The sequence below is a fragment of the Nonomuraea sp. NPDC050733 genome (genome assembly GCF_040654215.1).
Lineage (GTDB): Bacteria > Actinomycetota > Actinomycetes > Streptosporangiales > Streptosporangiaceae > Nonomuraea.
Genome location: NZ_JBFAHO010000066.1, coordinates 1 through 26,050 on the forward strand (window position 1 = coordinate 1; position 26,050 = coordinate 26,050).

The 26,050-nt window shown below is 71.8% G+C and carries 21 protein-coding genes and 2 pseudogenes; all 23 read right to left on the minus strand.

The genetic code is table 11. From position 1 onward, the window contains the following. A partial coding sequence (locus AB0H64_RS43255; RefSeq protein WP_357637303.1) for a serine/threonine-protein kinase occupies nucleotides 1-1,047 on the minus strand: 1,047 nt, incomplete at its 3' end. A 130-nt stretch (nucleotides 1,048-1,177) separates the two neighbouring features. Beyond that, entirely contained in the window at nucleotides 1,178-1,354 is a 177-nt protein-coding gene (locus tag AB0H64_RS43260; RefSeq protein ID WP_357637306.1) for a hypothetical protein, read from the minus strand. A gap of 64 nt (nucleotides 1,355-1,418) precedes the next feature. Then, the gene (locus AB0H64_RS43265; protein ID WP_357637309.1) at nucleotides 1,419-2,699 is read right to left on the minus strand and encodes a glutamate-5-semialdehyde dehydrogenase; all 1,281 of its coding nucleotides are present in this window, start codon (nucleotides 2,697-2,699) and stop codon (nucleotides 1,419-1,421) included. Nucleotides 2,700-2,806: 107 nt separating this feature from the next. After that, nucleotides 2,807-3,925 carry a glutamate 5-kinase gene (gene proB, locus AB0H64_RS43270; RefSeq protein WP_357637311.1) on the minus strand — a complete coding sequence of 373 codons (1,119 nt, stop codon included), beginning with the start codon at nucleotides 3,923-3,925 and terminating at the stop codon, nucleotides 2,807-2,809. A gap of 76 nt (nucleotides 3,926-4,001) precedes the next feature. Continuing rightward, nucleotides 4,002-4,595: a TetR/AcrR family transcriptional regulator gene (locus AB0H64_RS43275; protein ID WP_357637313.1), complete on the minus strand. Its 594-nt coding sequence runs from the start codon at nucleotides 4,593-4,595 to the stop codon at nucleotides 4,002-4,004. 74 nt (nucleotides 4,596-4,669) lie between these two features. Continuing rightward, entirely contained in the window at nucleotides 4,670-6,031 is a 1,362-nt protein-coding gene (gene obgE, locus AB0H64_RS43280; RefSeq protein ID WP_357637315.1) for a GTPase ObgE, read from the minus strand. 208 nt (nucleotides 6,032-6,239) lie between these two features. After that, a complete protein-coding gene (gene rpmA / locus AB0H64_RS43285) occupies nucleotides 6,240-6,497 on the minus strand; it encodes a 50S ribosomal protein L27 (RefSeq protein WP_357637317.1) in 258 nt (85 codons plus the stop codon). 15 nt (nucleotides 6,498-6,512) lie between these two features. Then, the gene (gene rplU / locus AB0H64_RS43290; protein WP_357637320.1) at nucleotides 6,513-6,815 is read right to left on the minus strand and encodes a 50S ribosomal protein L21; all 303 of its coding nucleotides are present in this window, start codon (nucleotides 6,813-6,815) and stop codon (nucleotides 6,513-6,515) included. 233 nt (nucleotides 6,816-7,048) lie between these two features. Beyond that, nucleotides 7,049-10,204: an Rne/Rng family ribonuclease gene (locus AB0H64_RS43295; RefSeq protein WP_357637323.1), complete on the minus strand. Its 3,156-nt coding sequence runs from the start codon at nucleotides 10,202-10,204 to the stop codon at nucleotides 7,049-7,051. A gap of 143 nt (nucleotides 10,205-10,347) precedes the next feature. After that, nucleotides 10,348-11,109, minus strand: coding sequence for a TIGR03936 family radical SAM-associated protein (locus AB0H64_RS43300; RefSeq protein WP_357637326.1), 762 nt, complete (start codon nucleotides 11,107-11,109; stop codon nucleotides 10,348-10,350). Nucleotides 11,110-11,475: 366 nt separating this feature from the next. Beyond that, nucleotides 11,476-13,386, minus strand: a complete 1,911-nt coding sequence (locus AB0H64_RS43305; protein WP_357637328.1) for a TIGR03960 family B12-binding radical SAM protein — start codon at nucleotides 13,384-13,386, stop codon at nucleotides 11,476-11,478. Nucleotides 13,387-13,428: 42 nt separating this feature from the next. Next, entirely contained in the window at nucleotides 13,429-14,598 is a 1,170-nt protein-coding gene (gene rodA / locus AB0H64_RS43310; protein ID WP_357637331.1) for a rod shape-determining protein RodA, read from the minus strand. Nucleotides 14,599-14,685: 87 nt separating this feature from the next. Next, nucleotides 14,686-16,728 (minus strand): penicillin-binding protein 2, encoded by a 2,043-nt coding sequence (mrdA, locus tag AB0H64_RS43315; RefSeq protein WP_357637333.1) that lies wholly within the window; start codon nucleotides 16,726-16,728, stop codon nucleotides 14,686-14,688. Continuing rightward, nucleotides 16,725-17,189 carry a rod shape-determining protein MreD gene (gene mreD / locus AB0H64_RS43320; protein ID WP_357637336.1) on the minus strand — a complete coding sequence of 155 codons (465 nt, stop codon included), beginning with the start codon at nucleotides 17,187-17,189 and terminating at the stop codon, nucleotides 16,725-16,727. Before mreD ends, mrdA begins: the two co-directional genes overlap by 4 nt. Continuing rightward, the gene (gene mreC / locus AB0H64_RS43325; protein ID WP_357637338.1) at nucleotides 17,186-18,136 is read right to left on the minus strand and encodes a rod shape-determining protein MreC; all 951 of its coding nucleotides are present in this window, start codon (nucleotides 18,134-18,136) and stop codon (nucleotides 17,186-17,188) included. Before mreC ends, mreD begins: the two co-directional genes overlap by 4 nt. 5 nt (nucleotides 18,137-18,141) lie before the next feature. Then, on the minus strand, nucleotides 18,142-19,173 hold the full coding sequence (locus tag AB0H64_RS43330) for a rod shape-determining protein (protein WP_357637340.1): 1,032 nt from the start codon (nucleotides 19,171-19,173) through the stop codon (nucleotides 18,142-18,144). Between the two features lie 275 nt (nucleotides 19,174-19,448). Continuing rightward, entirely contained in the window at nucleotides 19,449-19,859 is a 411-nt protein-coding gene (gene ndk, locus AB0H64_RS43335; RefSeq protein ID WP_310717314.1) for a nucleoside-diphosphate kinase, read from the minus strand. Between the two features lie 436 nt (nucleotides 19,860-20,295). After that, nucleotides 20,296-22,515, minus strand: a complete 2,220-nt coding sequence (locus AB0H64_RS43340; protein ID WP_357637342.1) for a hypothetical protein — start codon at nucleotides 22,513-22,515, stop codon at nucleotides 20,296-20,298. An 11-nt stretch (nucleotides 22,516-22,526) separates the two neighbouring features. Beyond that, on the minus strand, nucleotides 22,527-22,892 hold the full coding sequence (locus AB0H64_RS43345; protein WP_357637344.1) for a DUF4233 domain-containing protein: 366 nt from the start codon (nucleotides 22,890-22,892) through the stop codon (nucleotides 22,527-22,529). Next, nucleotides 22,892-24,181 carry a folylpolyglutamate synthase/dihydrofolate synthase family protein gene (locus AB0H64_RS43350; RefSeq protein WP_357637348.1) on the minus strand — a complete coding sequence of 430 codons (1,290 nt, stop codon included), beginning with the start codon at nucleotides 24,179-24,181 and terminating at the stop codon, nucleotides 22,892-22,894. The genes AB0H64_RS43345 and AB0H64_RS43350 overlap by 1 nt, the downstream gene beginning before the upstream one ends. A gap of 39 nt (nucleotides 24,182-24,220) precedes the next feature. Then, nucleotides 24,221-24,400 (minus strand): annotated as a pseudogene (locus AB0H64_RS43355) (hypothetical protein); the annotation flags it as partial. A 325-nt stretch (nucleotides 24,401-24,725) separates the two neighbouring features. Further along, nucleotides 24,726-25,301 (minus strand): dihydrofolate reductase family protein, encoded by a 576-nt coding sequence (locus AB0H64_RS43360; RefSeq protein ID WP_357637346.1) that lies wholly within the window; start codon nucleotides 25,299-25,301, stop codon nucleotides 24,726-24,728. Nucleotides 25,302-25,506: 205 nt separating this feature from the next. Further along, nucleotides 25,507-25,781: pseudogene (locus AB0H64_RS43365) on the minus strand (ISL3 family transposase); the annotation flags it as partial. Nucleotides 25,782-26,050 lie beyond the last annotated feature (269 nt).

The following is a 26,050-nucleotide window of genomic DNA, read 5'->3' on the forward strand; positions in this document are numbered from 1 at the left end:
GCCGCCCGACCGGCTGCGGGACCCCGGCTCGCCGCCGGTGCGCGGACGCGGCCCGGAGTCGCCGGTCCGCGGTCCCGTGTCGGCGCCGGAGCGGGCGCGGGGGCCCGTGTCGCCGCCCACGCGAGGTCGCGGACTCCGGCCCTCCTCCCCCGTCTTGCGCGGGGACTTGGCGTCGTCGGCGGCACGGCCGCGCGTCTCCTCGGCCACGGGGGCCGCGAGCAGACCCTTCGGCGCCGAGCCGGCGCCGAGCCCTCCGGTCACCCGGGCCAGCCGGGACAGCCGGTCGGCCAGCAGCGCGGCCGTGGGACGCTTGCCGGGCTCGCGGTTGAGCGCCGCGCGCACCAGCGGCAGCAGCGCCACGGGCACCCCCTTGAGGTCGGCCTGGCCGTTCAGCACCGCGTACATCTGCGCCTCGGCCGTGCCTCGCCCGAACGCCGGCCGCCCCGTCGCCGCGAACGCCACCGTCGCCGCCCAGGCGTGGATGTCGGCAGGCGAGTCGACCTGCTCGTCGGCGAAGATCTCCGGCGCGGTGTAGCCGGGCGTGCCGAGGAAGGTGCCGGTCATGGTGAGCCGGGTGGCGTCGTGCACCTGCGCGATGCCGAAGTCGATGAGAACCGGGCCCTCGGCGCCCATGATGATGTTGGCGGGCTTCAGGTCGCGGTGGACCACGCCGGCCGCGTGGATGATCGCCAGGGCGGCGGCGATGCCCTGCGCCATGTCCACGAGCTGCGCCATGTCGAGCGGCCCGTCCTGGCGGACGCGGTCGAGGAGCGTGACGCCCTCGATGTGCTCCATGACGAGGTACGGCCGGGCGCAGCCGAGGTCGGCGTCGAGCACCTTGGCGACGTACGGGCTCTCGACCCGGCGGAGAGCGCGAACTTCGCGTTCCAGCCGAATCCTGGACGAATCATCCTGGGTGAGCTCGTGCAGCACCTTGAGCGCGACCCGCTCGCCGCGCCGGGAGCCGGCGAGATAGACCTCGCCCATGCCCCCGCGGCCCAGCCGCTCGAGCAAGGTGTACGGCCCGACCTTGCCGAGCTTGCTCACCGTCCCTCCCTGCTCGGCGCGCCCATAAGGGGCACAACCCTAGCGCCGGAAGGGCCGGGGATGTCCGAGGCGCGCCGAGACTTTCGCTTGTCGCGGACGGCGCCCCCGAACCGGCGCGCCACCGCGACCGCTAACGATCGGAGCGCCGGCCCAGCAGCGTGTCGAACTCCGCCAGCGGCTCCCGGGACAGGTCGGGACGCCCGCTGCGACGCCAGCGGACGTGGCCGCGGCCCTCCAGCCACAGCATCAGACGGTCGGCGCCGGCGATCACAGCGGCGGCGGAGGCCAGGGCGATGAGCAGCTCCATGCGCCCAGCCCATCGCGATCGCCCCCGGCGGCCACGCCGACACGCCGCCGCCTGCCGTATCGGGTCAGCGGCCTGACCCGGCGATGACCGTGCCCTCGGACGTGCGCAGATGTCCCTCGCCGGTGTAGACCCACTTGGTGGAGGTCAGCTCGGGCAGCCCCATCGGGCCGCGCGCGTGCAGCTTCTGCGTGGAGATGCCGACCTCCGCGCCGAACCCGAACTCCCCGCCGTCGGTGAACCGGGTGGAGGCGTTGACCGCCACGGCCGCCGAGTCGACCAGCGACACGAACCGGCGGGCGGCCCCCTGGGACCGGGTGACGATCGCGTCGGTGTGCCCCGAGCCGTACTCCCGGATGTGGGCCACGGCGTCCTCCAGCGAGTCGACGACGGCCGCGGCGATGTCCAGCGAGAGGTACTCGACCCGGAAGTCGTCCTCGGTGGCGGGCACGACCTCGCCGAACCGGGCGACGCGGTCGTCGCCGTGGACGGTCACGCCGGCCTCCTTCAGCGCCCGCAGCGCCATGGGCACGAACGTGTCCGCGATGCCGGCGTGCACCAGGAGCGTCTCGGCCGCGTTGCACACCGACGGCCGCTGGGCCTTGGCGTTGACCAGGATTTCCACGGCCAGGTCGAGGTCGGCGTCGGCGTCCACGTAGACGTGGCAGTTGCCCACGCCGGTCTCGATCACCGGCACCGTGGACTCCTCGACCACCGAGTTGATCAGCGAGGCGCCGCCCCGCGGGATGAGCACGTCGACCAGGCCGCGCGCCCGCATCAGCTCCTTGACCGAGTCGCGGGTGAGCCCCGGAACGAGCTGCACGGCCCCGGACGGCACCTCGGTGCCCGCGAGCGCCTCCTGCATGACCCGCACCAGCGCGGTGTTGGAGGAGTAGGCGCTGGAGGAGCCGCGCAGCAGCACCGCGTTGCCGCTCTTGAGGCAGAGCGCCGCCGCGTCGACGGTCACGTTGGGGCGGCCCTCGTAGATGATGCCGATGACGCCGAGGGGCACCCTGAGCTGCCGCAGCTCCAGCCCGTTGGGCAGCGTGGAGCCGCGCACGACCTCGCCCACCGGGTCGGGCAGGTCGGCCACCTGCCGCACCGCCTCGGCCACGGACCGGATCCGGCCCTCGTCGAGCCGCAGCCGGTCGATCATCGACTCGGCCGTGCCCTGCGCGCGGGCCTGCTCGACGTCCTCGGCGTTGGCCTCGATGATCTCGGCGGCGTTGGCCACCAGGGCGTCGGCGACGGCGCGCAACGCCCGGTCCTTCGGCGCCCGCGGCAGCGGGGCCAGCTCGGCGGCGGCCTCTCGTGCCGCGCGGGCGACCTTCAGGAACTCCTCGGACATCACACGCTCCTCGTTGTCGTGCTGCTCGGGAGGCGCCGGCTCTCGCCGCCCCCCGCCCGCCCAGCCCTCGTCTCTCCCCGCCGCGGTGCGGCCGGGCGCGCGGGCTGTCAGTTGTGGGACTCCAGTATGACGATGTCGTCGCGGTGGATCAGCTCGCGTTCATATTCCGGACCCAGCTCGCTGGCCAGCTCGCGCGTGGAGCGGCCCAGCAGGCCCGGGATCTCGCCGGCGTCGAAGTTGACCAGCCCGCGCGCCACCACCGCGCCCCGCGGCGCGCACAGGTCGACCGGGTCGCCCGCGGCGAACTCGCCCTCCACGGAGGTGACCCCCGCCGGCAGCAGCGACTTGCGGCGTGCCACGATCGCCTCGACCGCGCCGTCGTCGAGGTGCAGCCGCCCCCGGCCGGTCGTGGCGTGCGCCAGCCAGAGCAGCCGGGTGCCGGGGTGCCGGCCGCCCGGGTGGAAGTAGGTGCCGACGTCGGCGCCGGCCAGGGCCTGCGCGGCGTGCGCGGCGGCCGTCAGCACGACCGGCACGCCCGCGCCGGTGGCGATGCGCGCCGCCTGGACCTTGGTCACCATGCCGCCGGTGCCGACGGCCGCGCCGTTCCTGCCCAGCTCGACGCCGGCCAGGTCCTCCGGGCCGCGCACCTCGGCCAGCCGCCTGGCGCCGCTGCGGCTCGGCGGGCCGTCGTAGAGGGCGTCCACGTCGGACAGCAGCACCAGCGCGTCGGCGTGGACCAGATGGGCGACCAGCGCCGCCAGCCGGTCGTTGTCGCCGAAGCGGATCTCGTCGGTGGCGACGGTGTCGTTCTCGTTGACGATCGGCACGATGCCGAGCTCCAGCAGCCGGTTGAGGGTGCGCTGGGCGTTGGCGTGGTGGGCGCGGCGCATCATGTCGTCCGCCGTCAGCAGCACCTGGCCGACGCGCAGGCCGTACCGGGCGAAGGAGGAGGTGTAGCGGGCGACTAGCACTCCCTGGCCGACGGAGGCGGCGGCCTGCTGCGTGGCGAGGTCGCGCGGGCGCGCGGACAGCCCTAGCGGGCCGAGGCCCGCCGCGATCGCCCCCGAGGAGACCAGCACGAGCTGCGTGCCCGTACGGCGGCGCGCGGCGAGGACGTCGACCAGCGCGTCGACCCGGTCCACGTCGATCGTTCCCTGCGGGGTGGTCAGCGAGGAGGAGCCGACCTTGACGACGACCTTCGACGCTGAGCTGATCCGTTCGCGCACATCTGAAGCCTATCCGAGGCCGGCAGACCCGATCCGCTCGTCTCCCGCAGGCCCGGCGCGGAGCCGGGCGGGCGGGTCAGTCGGGAGCGGGACCGGGCGTGAGGCCGCGGAGGAGGGCCGTGACGAGGTCCGGCGTGAAGCCCTCCCCCTCCCCCATGTACGCCCGCACGAACGCCCGGTAGAAGCAGGCGCCCACCAGCAGAGCGGCGGCCGCCTTGGGGACGACCCCGGCCGGGACGCGGCCCAGCCGCTGCTCCGCCCGCAGGTACTCGGCCACGAGCCGCTCCGCCAGGTGCGGCCCCAGGTCGGCCTGGCGCAGCCGCTCCCGCTGCTTGGCCAGCATGTCGTGCTCGGCGAAGATCGCCGACCCCACCGGGATGGACCGGCCGAAGAACGCCGCCGCCTGCTCGGCCACGTCCGTCAGATTGCCCTCGACCGTGCCCGTGCCGGCCCGCGCGGGCAGGTCGGAGAGCGCGTCGATGTACGGGAGCCCGTCGTGCAGGACAGCGAGGAGCAGGTCCTCCTTGTCCAGGAAGTGCTTGTACAGCGTCGGCTCGGAGAAGCCCGCCGCCCGCGCGATCTCCTTGGTGGTCACCTTGGCCAGCCCGGCCTCGTCCATGAGGCGCGCGGCGGCGGCGAGGATGCGTTCCCGAGTCGTTGGCTGGTTCACCTTCACCGCGATCCGTCTCTCCGTACGACTTGAGCCTGTGACGCGAAACCGCCGCGACGCCCCGGGAGAGGGCCCTAGCCCAGCCTGCTGTCGGTGCCGCGAGGGCCCGTGCGGACGGACTCGGCGTGCAGCGTGGGCTGCCAGTCGAAGACGTAGCCGCCCTCCATGGGACCGATGACCACCTCGGCCCCAGCGGTCGCGCCCGCCTTGACCAGCTGCTCCTCGACGCCGAGCCGCTCCAGCCGGTCGGCCAGGTAGCCGACGGCCTCGTCGTTGCTGAAGTCGGTCTGCCGGATCCAGCGCTCGGGCTTCTCACCCGTGACCTGGAACAGGTTGTCGTTGACCTTGCGGACCGCGAACCCGGTCTCGCCGAGCTGCCGCGGCCTGATTACCAGGCGGGTGGGCTCCTCGACCGGGCGGTTGGCACGGGCGGCGGCGACCCACTCGCCCATCGCGAACGTCAGCTCGCGCAGCCCGGCGTGGGTGGCGGCCGACACCGTGAACACCTGGAGCCCGCGCGCCTCGAAGTCCGGCTTGACCAGCTCGGCCAGCTCCTGGGCGTCGGGCACGTCGGCCTTGTTGAGCACCACCATGCGCGGGCGGTCATCCAGCTTGCCGTACGCCTCCAGCTCCGCCTCGATCACCTCGTAGTCGGTGACCGGGTCGCGGCCGGGCTCCATCGTGGCGCAGTCGATGACGTGGACCAGCATGTCGCACCGCTCGACGTGGCGCAGGAACTCGTGGCCGAGGCCCTTGCCCTGCGAGGCGCCCGGGATCAGCCCGGGCACGTCGGCGACCGTGAAGACGGTGTCGCCGCTGTCGCCGGTGGTGACGACGCCGAGGTTCGGCACCAGCGTGGTGAACGGGTAGTCGGCGATCTTCGGCCGGGCCGCGCTCAGCGCCGCGATCAGCGACGACTTGCCGGCGCTGGGGAAGCCGACCAGGGCGACGTCGGCGACGCTCTTGAGCTCCAGCATGACGTCCAGCCCGTCGCCCGGCTCGCCGAGCAGCGCGAACCCCGGGGCCTTGCGCTTCGTGCTGGCCAGCGCGGCGTTGCCGAGGCCGCCGTGGCCGCCGTGCGCGATCACGTACCGGGTGCCCGAACCGACGAGGTCGACCAGCACCTCGCCCGTGTCGGCGTCCTTGACGACGGTGCCGTTGGGCACCGGCAGGACGACGTCGCCGCCGTTGGCGCCGTCACGGTTGGAGCCCTGCCCCTGCTTGCCGTTGTCGGCCTTGCGGTGCGGGCGGCGGTGGTAGTCGAGCAGGGTCGCGGTGTTGGGATCCACCTCCAGGATCACGTCACCGCCCCGGCCGCCGTTGCCCCCGTCGGGGCCGCCGAGCGGCTTGAACTTCTCCCGGTGGATGGAGGCGCAGCCGTTCCCTCCGTCACCAGCCCTGACGTGCAGGACCACTTGGTCCACGAAGTCCGGCATGTCCGCCTCTCCTCACGCCCCCGTCCGGGGGTTCTCTCTTGACTTGCGTGCTCGTCCCGCGCTCGTCGTGTGCCCGTCCAGCGGTCGTCCCGCGCTCGGCCCTCGCCGGGACCGGCCCGGGGGCGCGGCAGGCACGAAGGGGCCGGACAACACGAAGGGGCGGATCGACGAACCGATCCACCCCTTGGTAACGCCGTTCGGCTGCGGATTACTCCGCGACCGGGACGATGCTCACGGCCTTGCGGCCACGCTTGATGCCGAACTGCACGTGACCCGCGGTCAGCGCGAACAGCGTGTCGTCGCCACCACGGCCGACGTTGTCGCCGGGGTGGAAGTGGGTGCCACGCTGACGGACGATGATCTCGCCCGCGTTGACCAGCTGGCCGCCGAAGCGCTTGACGCCCAGGCGCTGAGCGTTGGAGTCACGGCCGTTCCGGGTGGACGACGCGCCCTTCTTGTGTGCCATCTCTCAAACTCCCGATCAGGCCTGGTCGATACCGGTGATCTTCACCTGGGTGTACCGCTGGCGGTGACCCTGGCGCTTCTTGTAACCGGTCTTGTTCTTGTACTTGAGAATGCGGATCTTCGGACCCTTGGTCTCGCCGAGGATCTCGGCGTTGACCGTGAACTTGCCCGCCTCCGTGGTCACATCGCCGTCGTTGACGACGAGCACCGTCGGCAGCGAAATCGAAGAGCCGACCTCGCCGGCGACCTTGTCCACCTCGAGGACGTCACCGACGGAGACCTTCTGCTGCCTGCCGCCGCAACGAACGATCGCGTACACCGCGGAACCCTTCTACTGTCTACTGTTGCGATCCACGGCCGTCCCGGACGGAACGGCCGTTGACTGCCGAGTGCTGCGCCCGCACTCGCATCCTGTCTGGAACCAACGAACCGAGTGGGCGCGCCAACAGGGCACGTCACCTGACGCACCGATCCACAAGGGTACCGGATTAACGGTGCCCTAGGCGAACCGGACGGATCGTCGGACAGTCCTTCGAGCAGCCACTCAGGGGGCTACTCGGCGGACTTGGCTCGGCGAGAGCGTCGCCGCCCCCTGCCGGAAGACTGGCCCGCTTGGTCATCCTCAGCCGGGACGTCATCAAGCGCACCGGTCACGGTATCACGGCCGGAGGAGTCCTTGGCCGCGGAAACCTTGTCCCCGCTCTTGTCGCTAAGGCTCTTGTCGCTAAGGCTCTTGTCGCCCAGCTTGTCCGCCACAGCCTTCTCGACGGCCATCTTGCCCTGCGTGCCGCGCGGCTCCGGCTTGTGCTCCACCGGCTCCGTGGAGACGATGAGCCCACGCCCGTTGCAGCACTCACACGGCGTCGAGAACGCCTCCAGCAGCCCCTGACCGACCCGCTTACGCGTCATCTGCACCAGGCCCAGCGAGGTGACCTCGGCCACCTGGTGCTTGGTCCGGTCGCGGGCCAGGCACTCCAGCATGCGCCGCAGCACCAGGTCACGGTTGGACTCCAGCACCATGTCGATGAAGTCGATGACGATGATGCCGCCGATGTCGCGGAGCCTGAGCTGGCGGACGATCTCCTCGGCCGCCTCCAGGTTGTTGCGGGTGACGGTCTCCTCGAGGTTGCCGCCCTGACCGGTGAACTTGCCGGTGTTGACGTCGACGACGGTCATCGCCTCGGTGCGGTCGATCACCAGCGAGCCGCCGCTGGGCAGCCACACCTTGCGCTCCATCGCCTTGGACAGCTGCTCGTCGATCCGGTACGACTCGAACACGTCGCCCTGGTCGCCGTCCCAGCGCGACAGCCGCTCCTCCAGGTGCGGGGCGACGTACTTGACGTACTCCTCGACCGTCTCCCACGCCCCCTCGCCCTGCACGACGAGCGAGCTGAAGTCCTCGTTGAAGACGTCGCGCACCACGCGGACGGTCAGGTCGGGCTCGGCCGACAGCAGCTCGGGCGGGCTCGCCGACTTGGCCTTCTTCTGGATGTTCTCCCACTGCGCCGACAGGCGGGCGACATCGCGGGCCAGCTCGTCCTCGGAGGCGCCCTCGGCCGCGGTGCGCACGATCACGCCGGCGTTCTCCGGCATGACCTTCTTCAGGATGCTCTTGAGCCGGGTGCGCTCCTTGTCGGGCAGCTTGCGGCTGATGCCGGTCATCGAGCCGTCGGGCACGTAGACCAGATAACGGCCGGGCAGGCTGATCTGCGAGGTCAGACGGGCGCCCTTGTGGCCGATCGGGTCCTTGGTGACCTGCACCAGCACCGACTGGCCGGACTTCAGGGCCGCCTCGATCCGCTTCGGCTGCCCCTCCATGCCGGCGGTGTCGAAGTTGACCTCTCCGGCGTACAGGACGGCGTTGCGGCCCTTGCCGATGTCGACGAACGCCGCCTCCATCGACGGCAGGACGTTCTGCACCTTGCCGAGGTAGACGTTGCCGACGTAGGACTGGCTGGCCTCACGGTTGACGTAGTGCTCGACGAGGACGCCGTCCTCCAGCACCGCGATCTGCGTGCGGTCGCCCTGGCGGCGCACCACCATCATCCGGTCGACCGCCTCACGACGGGCCAGGAACTCCGACTCGGTGATGATCGGCGGACGGCGGCGGCCCAGCTCGCGGCCCTCGCGGCGGCGCTGCTTCTTGGCCTCCAGCCGGGTCGACCCGCGCACGCTCTGCACGCCGTCGGCGGAGGTGTCGACCAGGGCGGCGCGACCCGAGCGGGGCGCGCGGATGCGGACGACCGTGTTGGGCGGGTCGTCGCCGGCCGGCTCGGCGCCCCCGTCGTCGGAGCCGCGCCTGCGGCGGCGGCGCCGGCGGCGCGAGCCGGAGCTGTCCTCCTCCTGCTGCTCCTCGGGCTGCTCGTCCTCGCCGTCGTCGTCGGACTCGTCGGAGTCGTCGGAGTCGGCGTCGTCGCGCTCGCGGGCCTTGCCGCGGCCCCGGCCGCCCCTGCGGCGGCGCCGGCGACGGCTGCCGCCCTCTTCCTCCTCCTGGTCCGAGTCGTCGGAGGAGTCGGCGTCGTCGATGACGGCCTCGGCGGCCTCGTCCGCGTCGGCGGCCGGCTCCGGCTCGGGACGCTGGATCTCGGCACGCGCCGGCTCGGGGCGCGCGGGCTCCGGACGTACGGCCTGGCTCGGGTCGGGCGCCTGGAACAGCGGCGCGAAGATCGCCGAGGGGCGCTGGAACGAGGCGCCCGGCTGGTCGGAGCGGCGCGCGGAGAACCCGAACGGGTCGGCGAGCAGGCTGGGCCGGTCGCCGTCCTCGTCGAGGTCCTCGCCGGCGGGCTCGTCGTCGAGCGGCTCGTCCTCGGGCAGCACGTCGAGGATGTCCTCGTCGTCGCCCTCGCCCTCGTCGTCGGCGCTCCGGGTGCCGGCGTCCTGGCTGCGGCTGCTCTGGCCGCGGGTGCTCTGGCTGCGGGTCGTGGCGGCGGTCTCCGCGCCGATCGCGGTGGCCTCCGTGCCGATCGCACCGGTCTCGTCGCCGGCGCCCGAGGCGGCCGGCTCCTCGGCCGCGGCCTCCGGCTCGGCCTTCTTGCGGGTACGGCGGCGGCGCGTCGGCGCGGCCTCGGCGGCGTCACCGGCGGTGTCCTGCGTGCCACCCGCGCCGCGCGGCGTCCTGTCGCCGCTCTCGGCGGTGTCCTGGCCCGCCTCCGCCGCGAGAACGCGGTCGGCGGTGTCCAGCGCGGCCCGCTCGGCGTCCTGCCCCTCGGCCGCGCCCGTCTCCGGTGCGCCGGCGTGCGTCAGCGACGCCTCGCCGGCGTCACCGGCCGGCGACGCTCCCGTGGTGGCCGGCTCGGCGTCCTCGGCCTTCCTGCCGGTGCGGCGGCGCGAGGTGGTGGCCGTCGAACGGGTCCTGGTCCGCTTGGGCTTCTCGGCCTCGGCGGCGCCCCCGTCCGCGGTGACGTCGTCAGAGCCACCGGCGGCGGCACCCGCGACGGCATCGGCGACCGCGGCCTCGACCGGGCTTCCCCCTGCCCCCTGGGCCGTACCCGGCGCGGCCCCCTGGCCGGTCTGTCCCGCGGCGGGGCCCTCCGGAGCCCGTGCCGCGGCCTCGGCCGCGGAGACGGTCACCGGAGCGGGCTCGTCGGGGACCTCGGGCGGCGGCCCGGCGGGCCGGCTCGCGACCCGGCGTCGCGTGGTCGTGCGTGACTGTTCAGTTGTCTCGCCGTCGGGGCCTGTGGCCCCGGTCTTGGGCTCGTTCTCGAGCATGCGGGCGCTCTCCCGTCAGCTCCCGGGCGCGTCGCCGCGCCGCGCAGGAGCTCTCGTGTTTCGTTGTGCGCCCGCGCCCCCGCCAAGGGGCATGAGCGCCAAGTCCTGTCAGCGGTCGTGCCCCACCCATGCGGGACACTCCCTTAACCGGCGACGTGCTCACCTGTCGGTCCCGCTTCGCCGCCGCGCGTGGTCTCGCGGTCAAGGTCGAACGGGTCGGCAAGCGCACCGGTGCCGACGTCCAGCGGCCCCTGCGCCAGCCTGGTCACCTCGGGGGGGACCGGCGGCGCGAAGTCGGCCACAAGGCGCAGCCCTGCGAGCACATCGTCGGGTCGAACGGCAGGCGTCATGTGCCGAACAACCATGCGCAGTATGACACACGACTGTCCGGGCACCTGAGCTGCGGTTCTGCCTGTCCCCTCGGATCCCTCGGACACCGCCAGCCTCAGCACGGCCTCACGGGCGTCGAAGCGGCGAGGGCCCTTCTTGGTGAGGCGCTCGACCTCCACGGCCTCGGCGGAGAGGAACTTCTCCACCGCGACCCCGGCGAGATCGGCATCCGCACCGGGCATCCGCACCTCCCACTCGGAGGCCTCCAGGCGCTCGGCCAGCCCTCCCGGGCCCGCCTCGACGACCTCGAGCACGTCGAGCCCCGGCGGCAGCGAGCCGTCGAGGTCGCCGCGGACCCGCTCGGGCTCGCACGGCGTGGTGACGCCGATCTCGAGGTACTCGGCCTCGCTGGCGACACCGGTCGGCGCCGCGCCCGCGTAGGAGATCTTCGGATGGGGCGAGAAGCCCGCGCTGTAGGCCACCGGAATGCCGGCACGGCGGACCGCCCTTTCGACGGCCCGCGAGATGTCGCGGTGACTGGTGAAGCGCAGGCGGCCGCGCTTGGCGTAGCGCACACGCAGGCGCTGCACCGTGGGCGCGGGCGGGGGCCCGTCGGGAACAGGTTTCAGAGCTTTGTCGTCCTTCCCGTGTCAGAGTTCCTTCGTTTCAGGATAAGCCGCCTTGACGCCTGATCGGCTCAGGATCATGTACGGCGAGGCACGGGCCGCGCACCCAGCGCGCCGGAGCGGCACACTGCCCCGCGCCGGAACCGCGACCGGAGCAGGTTTCCGGCCCCCTCGCACGCACCTCGACCGCCCGCCGAACCCGCCGAAACACCTGGTCCCACCCCTCGGGACAGGCTCCACCGGAATCCCGCCCGGAAAGAATCCCGGGCGGGTCACCGTGCCGCAGACCTGCCGCAGACCTGCCCTGGACCTGCCTCAGACCACCGTGAGCGGAAGGAGCTTACGACCCGTGGGACCGACCTGGATCTCGGTGCCCATGGTCGGGCAGACGCCGCAGTCGTAGCACGGCGTCCACCGGCAGTCCTCGACCTCGCCCCCGGAGACGGCCTCCTGCCAGTCCTGCCAGAGCCACTCGCGGTCGAGCCCGGCGTCGAGGTGATCCCACGGCAGGACCTCGTTCTCCTCGCGCTCGCGCACGGTGTACCAGTCGACGTCGACCCCGGCCCGCTCGGCCGCGGCCCTCCACCGCTCGTAGGAGAAGTGCTCGCTCCACCCGTCGAAGCGCCCGCCGTCCTCCCAGACGGCGCGGATGACCGCGCCGACCCGCCGGTCACCGCGCGAGAGCAGGCCCTCGACGATGGACGGCTTGCCGTCGTGGTAGCGGTAGCCGATGGCCCTGCCGTATTCCTTGTCGCCGCGCAGCGAGTCGCGCAGCGCCTTGAGCCGCCGGTCGACGGTCTCGTGGTCGGCCTGGCCGGCCCACTGGAACGGCGTGTGCGGCTTGGGCACGAACCCGCCGATGGACACGGTGCAGCGGATGTCGCGCGACCCGGTGATCTCCCGGCCGGCCTTGATGACCTTTTTGGCCAGATCGGCGATGCCGAGCACGTCCTCGTCGGTCTCGGTCGGCAGCCCGCACATGAAGTACAGCTTCACCTGCCGCCAGCCCTGCGAGTAGGCGGTGGTGACGGTGCGGATCAGGTCCTCCTCGGTGACCATCTTGTTGATCACCTTGCGCATGCGCTCGGACCCGCCCTCGGGAGCGAAGGTCAGCCCGGAGCGCCGCCCGTTGCGGGAGAACTCGTTGGCCAGGTCGATGTTGAACGCGTCGACCCGGGTGGAGGGCAGCGACAGAGACGTGTTGGTGCCCTCGTAGCGGTCGGCCAGCCCCTTGGCGACGTCGGCGATCTCGGAGTGGTCGGCCGACGACAGTGACAGCAGGCCGACCTCGTTGAAGCCGGACTCCTTGATGCCGTTGTCGACCATGGCGCCGATCGTGGTGATCGACCGCTCGCGCACCGGCCGCGTGATCATGCCGGCCTGGCAGAAGCGGCAACCGCGCGTGCAGCCGCGGAAGATCTCCACGCTGAACCGCTCGTGGACCGTCTCGGCGAGCGGCACCAGCGGCTTCTTCGGGTACGGCCACTCGTCGAGGTCCATGACCGTGTGCTTGTGGACGCGCCACGGGACGCCGGGCCGGTTGGGCGCGACCCGCTTGATGCGCCCGTCGGGGTGGTAGTCGACGTCGTAGAACTTGGGCACGTAGACGCCGCCCGACTCGGCCAGGCGCATCAGCAGCTCGTCGCGACCGCCGGGCCGCCCCTCGGCCTTCCACTCGCGGATGACCTCGCTGATGGCGATGGCGATCTGCTCGCCGTCGCCGAGCACGGCCGCGTCGAGGAAGCCGGCGATCGGCTCGGGGTTGAACGCGGCGTGGCCGCCCGCGAGCACGATCGGGTCGTCGTCGCCGCGGTCGACGGCGAGCATCGGGATGCCGGCCAGGTCGAGCGCGGTGAGCATGTTGGTGTAGCCGAGCTCGGTGGAGAACGAAACGCCGAGCACGTCGAAGGCGCGCACCGGGCGGTGGGCGTCGACCGTGAACTGGGGCACGCCCTCGGCGCGCATGAGCGCCTCGAGGTCGGGCCAGACGGCGTAGGTGCGCTCGGCGAGGGTCGCGGGCAGCTCGTTGAGGATCTCGTAGAGGATCGCGACGCCCTGGTTGGGCAGGCCGACCTCATAGGCGTCCGGATACATCAGCGCCCAGCGCACGTCGGCGTCGTCCCAGTCCTTCACGGTCGAGTTGAGCTCACCCCCGACGTACTGGATGGGCTTCTGCACCTTGGGCAGCAGCGCTTCCAGACGGTGGAAAATCGACTCGACAGGCATACGACCAGGGTAGCGGCGCCCGGGACCGGCCAAGCCCCGGCGTCAGTTGTACGTCTGCTCGCGGATCCTGATCGACTGGAGCAACCCGACCGCGATGAGGTTGGCGAAGGTGGCCGTGCCGCCGTACGACACGAACGGCAGCGGCAGCCCCGTGATCGGCATGATCCCGATGGTCATCCCGATGTTGACGAACGTCTGGAACGCGAACCAGCACACGATCATGCCCGCCGCCAGCGTCCCGAACCGGTCGTCGCACTGCCGGGCGATGCGCAGCCCGCGCAGCAGCACCACGCCCAGCAGCGCCACGATGGCCACCGACCCGAGGAAGCCGAACTCCTCCCCCGCCACCGTGAAGACGAAGTCGGTGTGCTGCTCCGGCACGAACCGGCCGGTGGTCTGCCCGCCGTGCAGCCACCCCTTGCCGAACACCTGCCCGGAGCCGATCGCGATGAGCGACTGCGTGCTGTTGTAGCCGACGCCGCGCGGGTCGACGCCCGGATCCAGGAACGCGGTGAACCGCGCGATCTGGTACGGCTCCAGCAACTGCAGCCGGAACACCAGGAACACCGCGGTCGCGGCCACGAGCGACAGCAGCATGATCCACCGCTTGCGCACGCCGCCGATGACCAGCGCCGCGGCGGTGATCACGGCCAGTACCAGCGCCGTGCCGAGGTCCGGCTGGAGCATCACCATCCCCAGCGTCAGCGCCGCCACCGAGAGCGCCAGCACGACGTCGAACAGGCGCGGCCGGTCGGAGCCCTCCGCCGGCTGCGCAAGGAGCATCGCCAGGATCAGCAGCAGCCCCAGTTTGGCGAACTCCGACGGCTGCACCGCGAACCCGCCGCCCAGCAGGATCCACGAATGCGACCCGTTGATCGTCGCCCCCAGTGGTGAGATCACCAGCCCGAGCCCCACCAGGCTGACGAGGTACACCAGCGGCGCGTACGCGCGCATCGCCCGATGGTCGATCGCGGTCGTCATGGCGCACAGCACCAGCCCGATGCCGAGGTTCAGCATGTGCTTCTTGACCAGGCCGGTCGAGCCGGACGCCCACGTACGGGTGGACGACCACACCAGCAGCGTGCCGATGACGCACAGCCCGACGACCGCGACCAGCAGCAGGCCGTCGAGCCGCCACAGCGACGACTGCGCGCCCACGATCCGCCGTCCGTAACCGCGCCGGCCGTTCCTCAGTGCCCGCTCCGCCGTCACCCCGCCGCCACCCTCACTGTGTCCTCGTCACTGTGTCCTCGTCACTGTGTCGTCACCACCGGCCGCCGGGCCCCCGTCCACCGGGCCTCACCGCGCCACCGTCCCGTCGGGCGCGAACTTCGGCAGCCTGCTCGCCGGCTTGCCGCCCGGCAGCACCGCCGGTCCCTTGAACCCGTAGATGCCCTCGTAGATCTCCCGCGCGATGGGCGCCGCCGTCTGCGCACCCATCCCGCCCTGCGACACCATCGCCACCACCACGAACCGCGGATCGTTCGTCGGTGCGAACGACGCGAACCAGGAGGTGTCCTCCTTGCCCCACACCTCCGCGGTGCCGGTCTTGCCGCCGATGCGTACCTTGTCCATCGGGAAACCCGCGAACGCCCCGGCCGCGGTGCCGTCCGAGGGCACGTCGCTGAGCGCGTCCTTGATGTAGAGCCGCTCCTTCTCGCTGAGCGGCAGCTTCCCCACCACCGGAACGTCGTACTTCTCGACCAGCGTGCCGTCGGGCCGCACCCGCGCCCACCCGATGCGCGGGCTGCGCAGCTTGCCGTCGTGGACCAGCGCCGCGTACGCGCGGGCGAGCTGGAGCGGCGTCACCAGCACGTCGCCCTGGCCGATCGCGAAGTTGGCCGAGTCGCCGGGCCGCAGCAGGAAGCCCTCGGCGCAGTTCTCGTACGCCAGCCGCTTGAGGAAGTCGGCCCGCGCCCGGTCGGTCACCTCCGGGTAGCCGGTCTGCGCCCGCTTACAGGTGGTGCCGCTGGTCTGCGTCCACAACTCCTTCTTCCACCTGCGGTCGGGGATGCGGCCGGACGACTCGCCGGGCAGGTCGATGCCGGTCGGCCGGCCGAAGCCGAAGGCCCTGGCGGTGTTGGCGAACACCTCCTTCGGGTTCTTCCTGGGGTCGCGCCCGCCGTCACGCAGATACTGCTCGTACGCCGCCCGGTAGAAGATCGTGTCGCAGGACTTGACCAGCGCGGTGTGCAGGTTCATCGTGCCGAGGCCGATGCCGTGGAAGTTGTTGAACGGCCGGTCGCCCACCATGTACGACCCGGGGCAGTCGTAGGTGCCGTTCAGCGGGTAGCCGGCCCGCAGCATCGCCGCGACTGACGACACCTTGAACGTCGAGCCGGGCGCGAACTGCCCGTTGATGGCCCGCGACACCAGCGGCTTGCCCGACTTGTCCGACAGCAGCCGCTGGTAGCCGCTCGCCGAGATGCCGCCCGCCCACACCGCCGGGTCGTAGCCGGGCGCGCTGGCCAGCGCCAGCACCCGCGCCGTACGCGCGTCGAGCACGACGGCCGCGCCGCCGTCGGCCTTCGGAGCGTTGTGCATCGCCCGGGCCAGGGCCCGCTCCGCGACGGCCTGCACGCGGGCGTCGATGCTGGTGATGATGTGGTCGCCGCTGACCGGCCGCACCTGCTGCTCGACGCCGATGGCCTTGCCCATCCGGTCCACCTGCACCCGGCGCAGTCCCGGCTTGCCGCGCAGCGCCTCGTCGTAGACCTCCTCCAGCCCGTCGCGCCCGGTCAGGTCGACGCCGGAGTAGGCGGCCTTGAGCCCCGAGCGCTTCTCCAACTCCGCCTCGGTGACCGGCTGCAGGTAGCCGAGCATCTGGGCGCCGGCCTCGCCGCCGGGGTACTGCCGTACCGACTGGATCTCGGCGGTGACGCCCGGGAAGTCCTCCTGGCGTTCGACGATCTGCAGCGCCTGCCGCGTGTCGGCCTTCTGCGCGACGGGCACCGGCTGGTACGGCGAGCCCGTCCAGCACGGCTGGGACACCCCGGGCCCGCACGGCCGGATCCGTTCCTTGAGCTTCTTGACCGGCGTGCCCAGCACGGCGCTCAGCCTGTGCAGCACCGACGCGCCGCCGTCGGGCGTGCGCGCGAGAGCGGTCCTGTCGACCGACACCACCAGCGCCGTCTGGTTGCGCACCAGCGGCCGGCCGGAGGAGTCGAGGATCTGCCCGCGCACCGCGGGCTCGATCACCGTGCGCGTCCTCGTCTCGGTCGCCCTGGTCACGAACTCCTGCCCGCGCACCACCTGCACCTGCCACAGCCGTACGGCCAGCACCACCATCAGGGTCAGGACGAGCACGTGCAGCACGAACAGCCGGGCACGCATCCGGGTCATGTGGCGTACCCCGGCTCCCGGCCACGACCGGTGGCCCAGAGGACGACGGGCGAGAGGATCATCGTGTAGGCGATCGTGAGCGGCACCTGCTCGACCAGGGTCGTGAAGGTCACCCGCGGATCGGAGATGAGCAGCCCCAGGGCCACCGCCAGCGACGGACCCAGCAGCACGCACGCGACGATCGTGGCCACGGGGCTGCCGACGCCGCGTCCCGCGACATAGCCGACGACCGCCAGGGCCAGCGCGTACTGCCCCATCGGGTGAGCCGCCGGAGGCATGATGTCCACCAGCAGCCCGGCGCAGAACCCGAGCAGCGCGCCCGTCGCGGGGCCGCGCGTCATCGCCAGCCAGGTCACGACCAGCAGCACCAGGTCAGGCGCGCCTCCTCCCGGCAGCGGCACCCGGTTGACCAGGATGACCTGCGCCAGCACGACGAGCGGCACGAGCAGTAGAGGCGTCATCGCGTTCTCTCCTTCTCCTCCTTCGGCGGGACGGCCCCTTCCTTCGGCGGGACGGCCACCTGCTTCGGCGGGACGGCCCCCTCCTTCGGCGGCAGGACCGCGTCCCGCGGATCGCGCCGGGGAGCCCGCAGCACCACGCCGACCACGTCGAGCGCCGTCAGGTCCGCGTACGGCCGCGCGAACGCGACCCGCGTCAGCTCGCCCGGCGTCGCCTCCACCCGCTCGATCACCCCGATCGGCACGCCCGCCACGTACGGCGCGCCACGCTGCGACCCGAAGCTGACGATGCGCCCGCCCGGCGCCATCGGCGCGGTCGCGTCGAGCAGCCGGAACTGCACGAGGCGTCCGTTCTGGCCCACCCCGTGGACCACCCCGATCTCCTGGCCGCCCTCCAGCCGGGCTCCCGTGGCCGAGCCCCGGTCGCTGATGAGGACCACCGTGGAGGTGCGGGGCCCGGTCAGCACGATCCGGCCGACGAGGCCGTCAGCGTTCATCACGGTCATCTCCGGGCGAACGCCGTCGTCGGCGCCGACGTCGAGCTCGACGGCCTCCTCGAATCCGGGGTTCCCGCGCCGGGCGATCACATTGGCCGGCAGGACGTCGTAGCCGCCGCGGGAGGCGGTGCCCAGCATGCGCTTGAGCTGGGCCGAGCGCGCCGCGTCGAGCGAGTTCGCGACCAGGCGGGAACGCAGCCGCGCGTTCTCCGCCTTCAGCCGTCTGACCTCGTCCTGCGCGCCGGGGGCGGTCGCGAGCGAGTGGATGAACCCGGTCACCGGCCGCGTCACCAAGCCGGCGGCCCGCTCGACCGCGCCGAACACCCCCGCCCCCGCCTGGCGCACCGGCACGAACGGCGACTCGGCGCCGGTGCGCTGGTCCACGGTCGCGCCCAGCAGCGACACGGCCACGAGGACGCCGAGGATGACCCGGCCACGGCGGATGTCCCTCATGGCGGTCAGCCGCGCGATTCCGGCAGGAGCACCTGCTGGAGCGCCTCGAAGTCCTCCACGCAGCGGCCGGACCCGAGGGCGACCGAGTCCAGGGGGTTGTCCACCAGGTGGATCGGCATGCCGGTCTCCACCTTGATCCGTTCGGTCATGCCTTTGAGCAGCGCTCCGCCGCCGGTCAGGACGATGCCGTGGTCCATCAGGTCACCGGACAGCTCGGGCGGGCACCTGTCGAGCGTGGTCTTGATCGCGTCGACGATGGAGCTGATCGGCTCCTCGATGGCCTTGCGGATCTCCTCGGACGACACCACGACCGTCTTGGGCAGGCCCGTCACCAGGTCGCGGCCGCGGATCTCGGCGTGGGCGTCGTCGCCGTCGGCCCAGGCCGAGCCGATCGCTATCTTGATCTCTTCGGCGGTGCGTTCGCCCAGCATGAGCGAGTACTCCTTCTTCGCGAAGGTGATCACCGCCTGGTCGAGCTCGTCACCGCCGATCCTGATCGACTGGCTGGTCACCACGCCACCCATCGAGATGATCGCCACCTCGGTGGTGCCGCCGCCGATGTCGACGACCATGTTGCCGGTCGGCTCGTGCACCGGCAGCCCGGCGCCGATGGCCGCTGCCATCGGCTCCTCGATGATGTAGACCTTGCGCACACCCGCCTGGTAGCCGGCCTCCTTCACCGCTCGCTGCTCCACGCTCGTGATGCCGCTCGGCACCGCGATGATCACCCGTGGCTTGGCGAAGTGGTGCCGCCGGTGCACGCGCTGGATGAAATAGCGCAGCATCCGCTCCGTCACCTCGAAATCGGCGATCACACCGTCCTTGAGCGGCCGGACCGCCACGATGTGGCCGGGTGTGCGGCCGATCATCCGTTTGGCTTCGACGCCCACCGCCATGATCTTGCCGGTGGTGGTGTTGATGGCGACGACCGACGGCTCGTTCAGCACGATGCCCCGGCCGCGCACGTACACCAGCGTGTTGGCGGTGCCCAGGTCGACCGCCATGTCACGGCCGAGGAACGCGAGCTTGCTGCCCATGGAACGGAGCCTTCCGTAATATCGTACGCCAATCGCTACAGAGTGAATTCGAATCGTAACGTGACGTACCCAAGCCCGGTCGTAACGAGCCCAGCCGCCCCACAAAAAACCTGCCGCCTCTGCGCCAAACCCCTTTTGCCCGGAATTCCGCCAGAAGTGCAGAGTGCACCGCAAGGAGGCAAGTACGCGAAATGCCCGCCCGGCACGGGGGCCGGCGGGCATTCACGGGTTCCAACGGGTTGTGCCAGGGAGGGCGGCGGGCCCTCCGGCGCTCCTTAGAAGCGGTCCGGGAAGAAGATCTTGATCTCCCGGGCGGCGGACTCGGGCGAGTCGGAGCCGTGGACGACGTTCTCGCCGATCTCCAGGGCGTGGTCGCCGCGGATCGTGCCGGGGGCCGACTTCACCGGGTCGGTGAGCCCGGCCAGGGCGCGGAACGCCTCGACCGCGCGCGGGCCCTCCAGCACGAGGGCGACGAGCGGACCGGAGGTGATGAACTCGACCAGCTCGCCGAAGAACGGCCGCTCGGAGTGCTCGGCGTAGTGCGCCTTGGCGGTCTCGACGTCGAGGGTGCGCAGGTCCATCGCGACGACCTTGAGGCCCTTGCGCTCCACGCGGGCGATCACGTCACCGATGAGGCCGCGCTTCACCCCGTCGGGCTTGATCAGGACAAGAGTGCGCTCGGACACTTGAGGTTCTCCTTTGAACATGGTCTGGGGGTCGCGGATGCGGCTACGGACGCCGGGATGACTCCGCCGGGAACGCTCCGCGGCACGTACGACCTCGCGTCGCTGTAGCTGCGGCTCAGCTTACCGTCCTCGGACCCCACGCCCACGCCGCACGCCCTGACGGGCCCTACCACGACTCGAACCAGGCCCCACGTCCGAGCACCCCACATGCCGGAACGGCACCCACACCCGCCCAGGCAGCAACGACACCCACCGGCGCCCACGTCCAGGCGGTACCGGCACCCGCGCATGACCGGGCGGCACTCACTCCGGGACCGTCAGACGACCGGAGCACACATCACCCACGTCAGACGACGCCGCGGCGCGCACCCAACCGACCATCAGGACGCGGTGGGACGGGCACCCGGCCACCGGAAGGCGGCGGCCGCCCTCTCTCTCACGCCTGCGAACCGTCCTCCGGAGAGGCGGTCGGCGGCGGGACCGCCGGAGGCTGCTGCTCGGTCCCGGCGGAACCGGCCTCCTCACCGGCGCCCGTGTCGCGGCGCTTCCCCGCGCCGCCCCCGGCACCGCGTGACCCCTGCCGCGCGCCGGAGGAGGCCGCTCCGTCGGCGGGCCCCGGCGCGGGTGTCTGAGCCGGGACGCTGCCTTTCCACGCGGACGCCCCGTTGGGCATGGAGGGAGCGGGCACCCGGGGCATCGCCCCGGTCGGAGCGTCCTCCTCGTCAGTCCCGTCCCGCAGCGGCTCGCCGGAGGCCTTTCCGGGCATGCCGTGCTCCCGCGCCGCGCCTCTCAGAGCGCCGTCACGCGGTTCCGCGCCGTCCGCGCCGTTCACGTCCGGTGACGTCTCGAACGCGCCCAGGGACCCCTTCCTGAGCCCGCCGGACCCGTTCCTCGCACTACCCCTGGCGGACTTGTCACCCGGCGCGGCCTCAGCCGACGGGACGGTCGCAGAGGCGGCGTCAGCCGCCACACCGGCCCGCCGAGCGCCGTTTCCGGAGCCGTCCCCCACGACCTCGACGCCACCGTTTCCGGAGCCGTCCCCAGCGACCTCCGAGCCGCCATCCCGCGAGAAGCCGTCAGCCGCATCGAACCGATGCCCATCACCCGACGAACCACCGGCCACGTCGGCACGACGCTCCGATGCGGAGAGACGCCCCGGGCCGGAAAGCTCCTCCGAGCCGGACAGCTCCCCTGCCTCGGACAGTCCACCTGGCTCGGCCAGCTGCCCGGAGCCGGGCGGCCCGTCCGGATCGCCGTCCCCCGCCCCGTCGGAGCCAGGCCCACGCCGCGACAGCAGCGCGGCCAGCACGATGACGGCCACCACCAGGAACCCGCCGATCAGCGCCCACATGTGCAGCGCCCCCACGAACCGGTCCACGAGCTGCTGCGGCGAGCTCACCCCGCGCAGCATCGCCATCTGCACGCCGCTGCCCAGCAGGTAACCCGCCAGCACGCCGGGAAAGCACAGCGCCAGCCCGAACAGCGCGGCCCCGACCCCGGCCCGCCGCAGCGACGCCGTCAGGGCCACGGCCGCACCCACCGCCAGCAGCGTGAAGGGCACGACCAGCACCCTCCCGTCCGCGGCGGGCACCACCACACGCACCGAGCACAGGCCGACCACCATCGCCAGCAGCCCGAGCGGCTCCGGCCACGTCGCGTCGTCGCGGACGAACAGCCGGACGAGCACCGCGCCGGCCACCGCCAGCACGCCCGCCACGGCGAACGGCGCCCACAGACCCTTCAGCCCGGGACCGCCCAGCCCGCCCATCTCGACGTACGTCACCTGCGCGATGCTCGGCAGCACCACGGCGCCGACGGCGACCATCACGTACGCGAGCGAACGCGCCCGGGGCGTGCCGATGGACGCGAGCGCGAGGAGCGCGCCCACGGCGAGCACCGCGACCAGGATCACGATGTTGGGACGCCAGTCCTCGCTCGCGGTGCTGATGGCCACGACGGCGATGCCCGTGGCCGGCATGGTCGCCAGCAGCAGCCGGCTGCGCTCCCTGGGCTCGGGCCGCGGCGTCGGCCGCCGGCCGTACTGCAACGACAGCACCAGGTAGGCGGCGGCCAGCACCAGCGCGACGCCGGTCAGCATGGGGTACGGCTGGAGCGTCACCTTCCAGTCGCTCACCCCGTCGAGCGGCCACAGAGCGAGCGCCTGGGCGCTGAGCAGGCTGAGGGCCAGCACGCCCGACCAGACGGCGCGCAGCACCGCCGGACGCTCCCAGGCGGCCACCAGCGTGGCTGGCAGGAGCAGGCCGGCGCCCACGCCGTGGACGACGCGCAGCACACCGACGAGGAACGTGGAGCCCGCGTAACCGCCCGTCGCGTCGGCCACGGCCAGCAGCGCGAGGCCGGCGATCAGGACGTAGGCGACCTTCACCCTCCCCAATGCCACGGCGGCGAGCGGGACGGTCAGCATCATCGCCGGGAGGGCCAGGCCGTGCGCGCGCATGAGCCCGAGCCGGTCGAACCCCGCAGGCAGCAGGTCGCCGACCACGGAGACGGTGTTGGGGATGGCGACGATCGCCAAGGGCAGCGCGGCCACGATGAGCAGCGCCAGCACGGTGTCGAGGAACCACGGGTACGTGGTGCCGGGGTCGGGTCCCGTGGCCGGTTGGTTCGGGGACCGCTGAATCGGGGGGACGGCCATGTTCGCCGACTTTAGCGGGAAGTCACGCCTTCGACACGGCGAGCTACGAATATCGCGGTGATCCACAGTGCGAGGAAGATCACCCCGAGGAAGAACATGGTCGGCACCAGGAACCCCGTCGCGATGGCGATCACCTGCACGACACTGCCGAGCACGTAGCCGATCGGCTTCTTGAGCAGGCCGGCCGCCACCACGCACAGCACGGCGAGACCGATGCCGGCCGTGACGGCCAGCGCGGGCCGCACGCCGTTCACGCTGATCGCGACCGGGGTGACCAGCGCCGCGACGATGGCCTCCATGCCCAGCACGCTCGCCCCGAGCCGGCGCATGCCCGGGGTGACCTCGAACCCCAGCAGGCCCTTCCCTCCGCCGGCCATCACGCGCCGTCGGCCTTCAGCAGCAGCCGGGCGTCGCCGGCGGTCACCACGGACCCGACGATGAGCACACCCGTGCCGCTGAACTCACCCTCGGCGTCGGCCATGCCGATGCCCCTGTCGATGGCGTCGTCGAGGCGTTCCACGATGTGGACGCGGTCCGGCCCGAAGATGGGCTCGGCGAGCCCCGCCAGCTCCTCGGCCGGCATCGACCGGGGCGAGGAGTTGCGGGTGACGATGATCTCCTCCAGCACCGGCTCCAGGAGCTCCAGAAGTCCGTCGACGTCCTTGTCCCGCATGACGGAGACGACGCCGACGACCTTGGCGAAGTCGAACGCCTCGTGCAGCGCCTCGATCGTGGCCTGCATGCCTCCGGGATTGTGGGCGGCGTCGACCACGACCGTCGGATTGCGCCGGAGCACCTCCAGCCGTCCCGGCGACGACGCCTGCGTGAACGCCTGCCGTACGAGCTCCACGTCCAGCGGGTCGTCGCCGCCGGTCAGCGCCTCGACGGCGGCCAGCGCGGTGACCGCGTTGCTCGCCTGGTGGGCGCCGTAGAGTGGCAGGTACACCTCGTCGTAGGTTCCCTTGAGTCCGCGCAAGGTCAGGAGCTGGCCGCCGAGGGCCACCTCACGCGCCAGCACGCCGAACTCCAGTCCCTCACGCGCCACGACCGCGCCCACCTCGGCGGCCCGCCGCATCAGCACCTCGGCCGCCTCCAGATCCTGCTGGGCGAGAACGGCGGTGGCGCCGGGCTTGAGGATGCCGGCCTTCTCCCCGGCGATGCTCGGGATGTCGGGGCCCAGCCGGTCGGTGTGGTCGAGGGAGATGGGCGTGATGACGGCGACGGTGCCGTCGGCCACGTTCGTCGCGTCCCAGGAGCCGCCCATGCCGGCCTCGATCACCGCGACGTCGACCGGGGTGTCGGCGAAGGCCGCGAACGCCATGGCGGTGAGCAGCTCGAAGAACTGGATGCGCCGGCCCTGCGTGTCGGCCAGCTCGACGTACGGAATGATCTCCTCGTAGACCTCCGCGAACCGCTCCTCGCTCAACGGCTCGCCGTCGACGGTGATGCGCTCGCGCATGGACACCAGGTGCGGGCTGGTGAACCGGCCGACGCGGAGATTACGCTCCCGGAGCAGCGCCTCGGTCAGACGGGCCGTACTGGTCTTGCCGTTGGTGCCCGCTATGTGAATGACCGGGTACGCCCGCTGGGGCGAGCCGAGGAGGTCGAGCAGGGCGGCGATGCGGTCGAGCGTCGGCTCGAAGTCCCACTCGACGCCTCGCTCCATGATCGCGCGTTCAACAGCACGGTAGTCCACCCCTCAACCCTACTGACCCCAACCACCCGCCCCGGCCACACACCGCCCCAGCCCTTTCGGGCTCTTCGTGATCGAGGGTGTAACCGGATCGAATCCGCCGGTCTCGAGCAGTGACCGGGCGACGTAGTCGGTGAGGTTGCGGAAACCCAGGGCGGAGCCGCGTAGGTGTTCCAGGCGGAACCCCAGCGCGGTCGCGCCCTTGCGACCGGCCACCAGCGCCCGACCCTCATCCAGAAGCGCCCAGAGCTCGATCAGCTCATCCAGCGTGGCCGGTTCCATGCAGCAGCATCGTCCCCACTCACCTCACCACCAGCGCCGATCGAACCTGAGCGATCAACATGTGGCCACGCCCATCGTCAGCGAAGAGAGAGTCAACCCCGCACGGAGTCGTCGAGTTGAGGCGTGCAGAGTTTTCGCCGGTGGTCAGCGTGTCGACGTCAGGAGCACAGCGCCATGCATCACGCACGCGGCGAGGGTGCGGTCCCGGCATGGCTCAACGACGCCCCGTCGCCGATCAACTGTGCCGGGTCGGCCGATAGGTCAGCACCTGAGTGTGGCCGTCGAAGGTCCGGGCCTCGAGCAGCTCGAGGTCGAAGTCTTCCGCACCGTCGAAGATCCGGTCCACGCCGGTCCTGCCGGAGATCACTGGGAAGACCGTCACCTCGATGGTGTCGATCAGGCCGGCGTTCAGCAGCGCCCGGTTGAGCGTCAGGCTGCCGTGGGAGCGAAGCGGGACATCGGATTCGGCCTTGAGGCGCGTGACCACCTCGACAGGATCGCCGGCGTCGATGGCCGTGTCCGGCCACTCGAGCGGCTCGGTCAGCCGGCTGGAGAGCACCGTGACCGGGGAGTCGAACATGCGCGTGACCCACCCGTCGAGCAGGCTGCGGTCGAAACCTGCGTCGAGGAACGGCGCGTTCGACGAGTAGGTCTTGGCCCCGAGCACCATGCGCAGCGGGTCGCGGTAGGCAGCGGCGCGATACGCGAGGAATTCGGGACCCTGCTTGCCCCAGTAACCGCCCCAGTCGCCGTTGTGGTTGGCGAAGCCGTCAAGTGTGGAGAAGATGTCGAAGGTGTACGTGGCCGTCATGGTGTCTCCTTGCGAGAAGCCGGTCGCGGGCGCCTTGTGGCGGCCTCACCCCTGCTACGAACACCACCGCCCCTATCCGACACGCCTCCCGAGATTTTCTTTCAAAACTTTCCGGGCTCATCCGATCCGAGTGTGCAGTTGTGATCTGAACCCGCCAGCCTCCAGTAGCGACCGGGCGACGTAGTCGGCGAGGTTGCGCAAGCGCTGCTTTGGAGCGGCCTTCGACCATTCCCAGCAGCCGTGCCGGGCCAGCACCGTCACGCACCGGTGTCAGATCGATGATCACGTGACGCACTCGTCCCCGCGACGGGTGTGTCGCCACGCGTGCTCGTCGACGCCGATGACCTGCACGCCGTGGAGACAGTGCGGGTCGCTCATCAGCCCGTGGCGACCTTCGGTCAGCACCGCGTCATTCGCGGTGTCCCACGAAACGGCCAACGCCTCGGCGACTCGAGCGACCGTGAGGCGCCGGCACACGATGGCTCCAACTCACTCCTCCTCGGCCGCTTGGCCGCGCATCAGGCCGGCCCAGCCGGGCCCTGTGTTGTACGGGCCCTTTGTTGTACGGGCCCTGTGTTGTACGGGCCCTGCGTTGTACGGTGCTGTTGCAGTACGGGGCGCTCTCGTCGGTCGGCCATGTGGCTGTGCCGGGCAGTTACGTTGGCTGGCGTGTGTGTCGTGTTGGCGTTTGTCGGGCTGGCATCCCACGTCGGGCTGCTACAACGAGTGTGCCGGCACAACGCAAGAAA

Excerpts from the sequence above, each read along its gene's own strand:
- AB0H64_RS43265 (WP_357637309.1), bottom strand. The coding sequence starts at position 2,699 with ATGTCCGAGGAGTTCCTGAAGGTCGCCCGCGCGGCACGAGAGGCCGCC.
- obgE (WP_357637315.1), bottom strand. The coding sequence starts at position 6,031 with ATGCCGGACTTCGTGGACCAAGTGGTCCTGCACGTCAGGGCTGGTGAC.
- mreD (WP_357637336.1), bottom strand. The coding sequence starts at position 17,189 with ATGACGCCTCTACTGCTCGTGCCGCTCGTCGTGCTGGCGCAGGTCATC.
- AB0H64_RS43305 (WP_357637328.1), bottom strand. The coding sequence starts at position 13,386 with ATGCCTGTCGAGTCGATTTTCCACCGTCTGGAAGCGCTGCTGCCCAAG.
- AB0H64_RS43345 (WP_357637344.1), bottom strand. The coding sequence starts at position 22,892 with ATGGCCGGCGGAGGGAAGGGCCTGCTGGGGTTCGAGGTCACCCCGGGC.
- AB0H64_RS43295 (WP_357637323.1), bottom strand. The coding sequence starts at position 10,204 with ATGCTCGAGAACGAGCCCAAGACCGGGGCCACAGGCCCCGACGGCGAG.
- AB0H64_RS43330 (WP_357637340.1), bottom strand. The coding sequence starts at position 19,173 with ATGGGCAGCAAGCTCGCGTTCCTCGGCCGTGACATGGCGGTCGACCTG.
- mrdA (WP_357637333.1), bottom strand. The coding sequence starts at position 16,728 with ATGACCCGGATGCGTGCCCGGCTGTTCGTGCTGCACGTGCTCGTCCTG.
- mreC (WP_357637338.1), bottom strand. The coding sequence starts at position 18,136 with ATGAGGGACATCCGCCGTGGCCGGGTCATCCTCGGCGTCCTCGTGGCC.
- rpmA (WP_357637317.1), bottom strand. The coding sequence starts at position 6,497 with ATGGCACACAAGAAGGGCGCGTCGTCCACCCGGAACGGCCGTGACTCC.
- AB0H64_RS43360 (WP_357637346.1), bottom strand. The coding sequence starts at position 25,301 with ATGACGGCCACGTACACCTTCGACATCTTCTCCACACTTGACGGCTTC.
- AB0H64_RS43350 (WP_357637348.1), bottom strand. The coding sequence starts at position 24,181 with ATGGAGCGAGGCGTCGAGTGGGACTTCGAGCCGACGCTCGACCGCATC.
- AB0H64_RS43340 (WP_357637342.1), bottom strand. The coding sequence starts at position 22,515 with ATGGCCGTCCCCCCGATTCAGCGGTCCCCGAACCAACCGGCCACGGGA.
- AB0H64_RS43260 (WP_357637306.1), bottom strand. The coding sequence starts at position 1,354 with ATGGAGCTGCTCATCGCCCTGGCCTCCGCCGCCGCTGTGATCGCCGGC.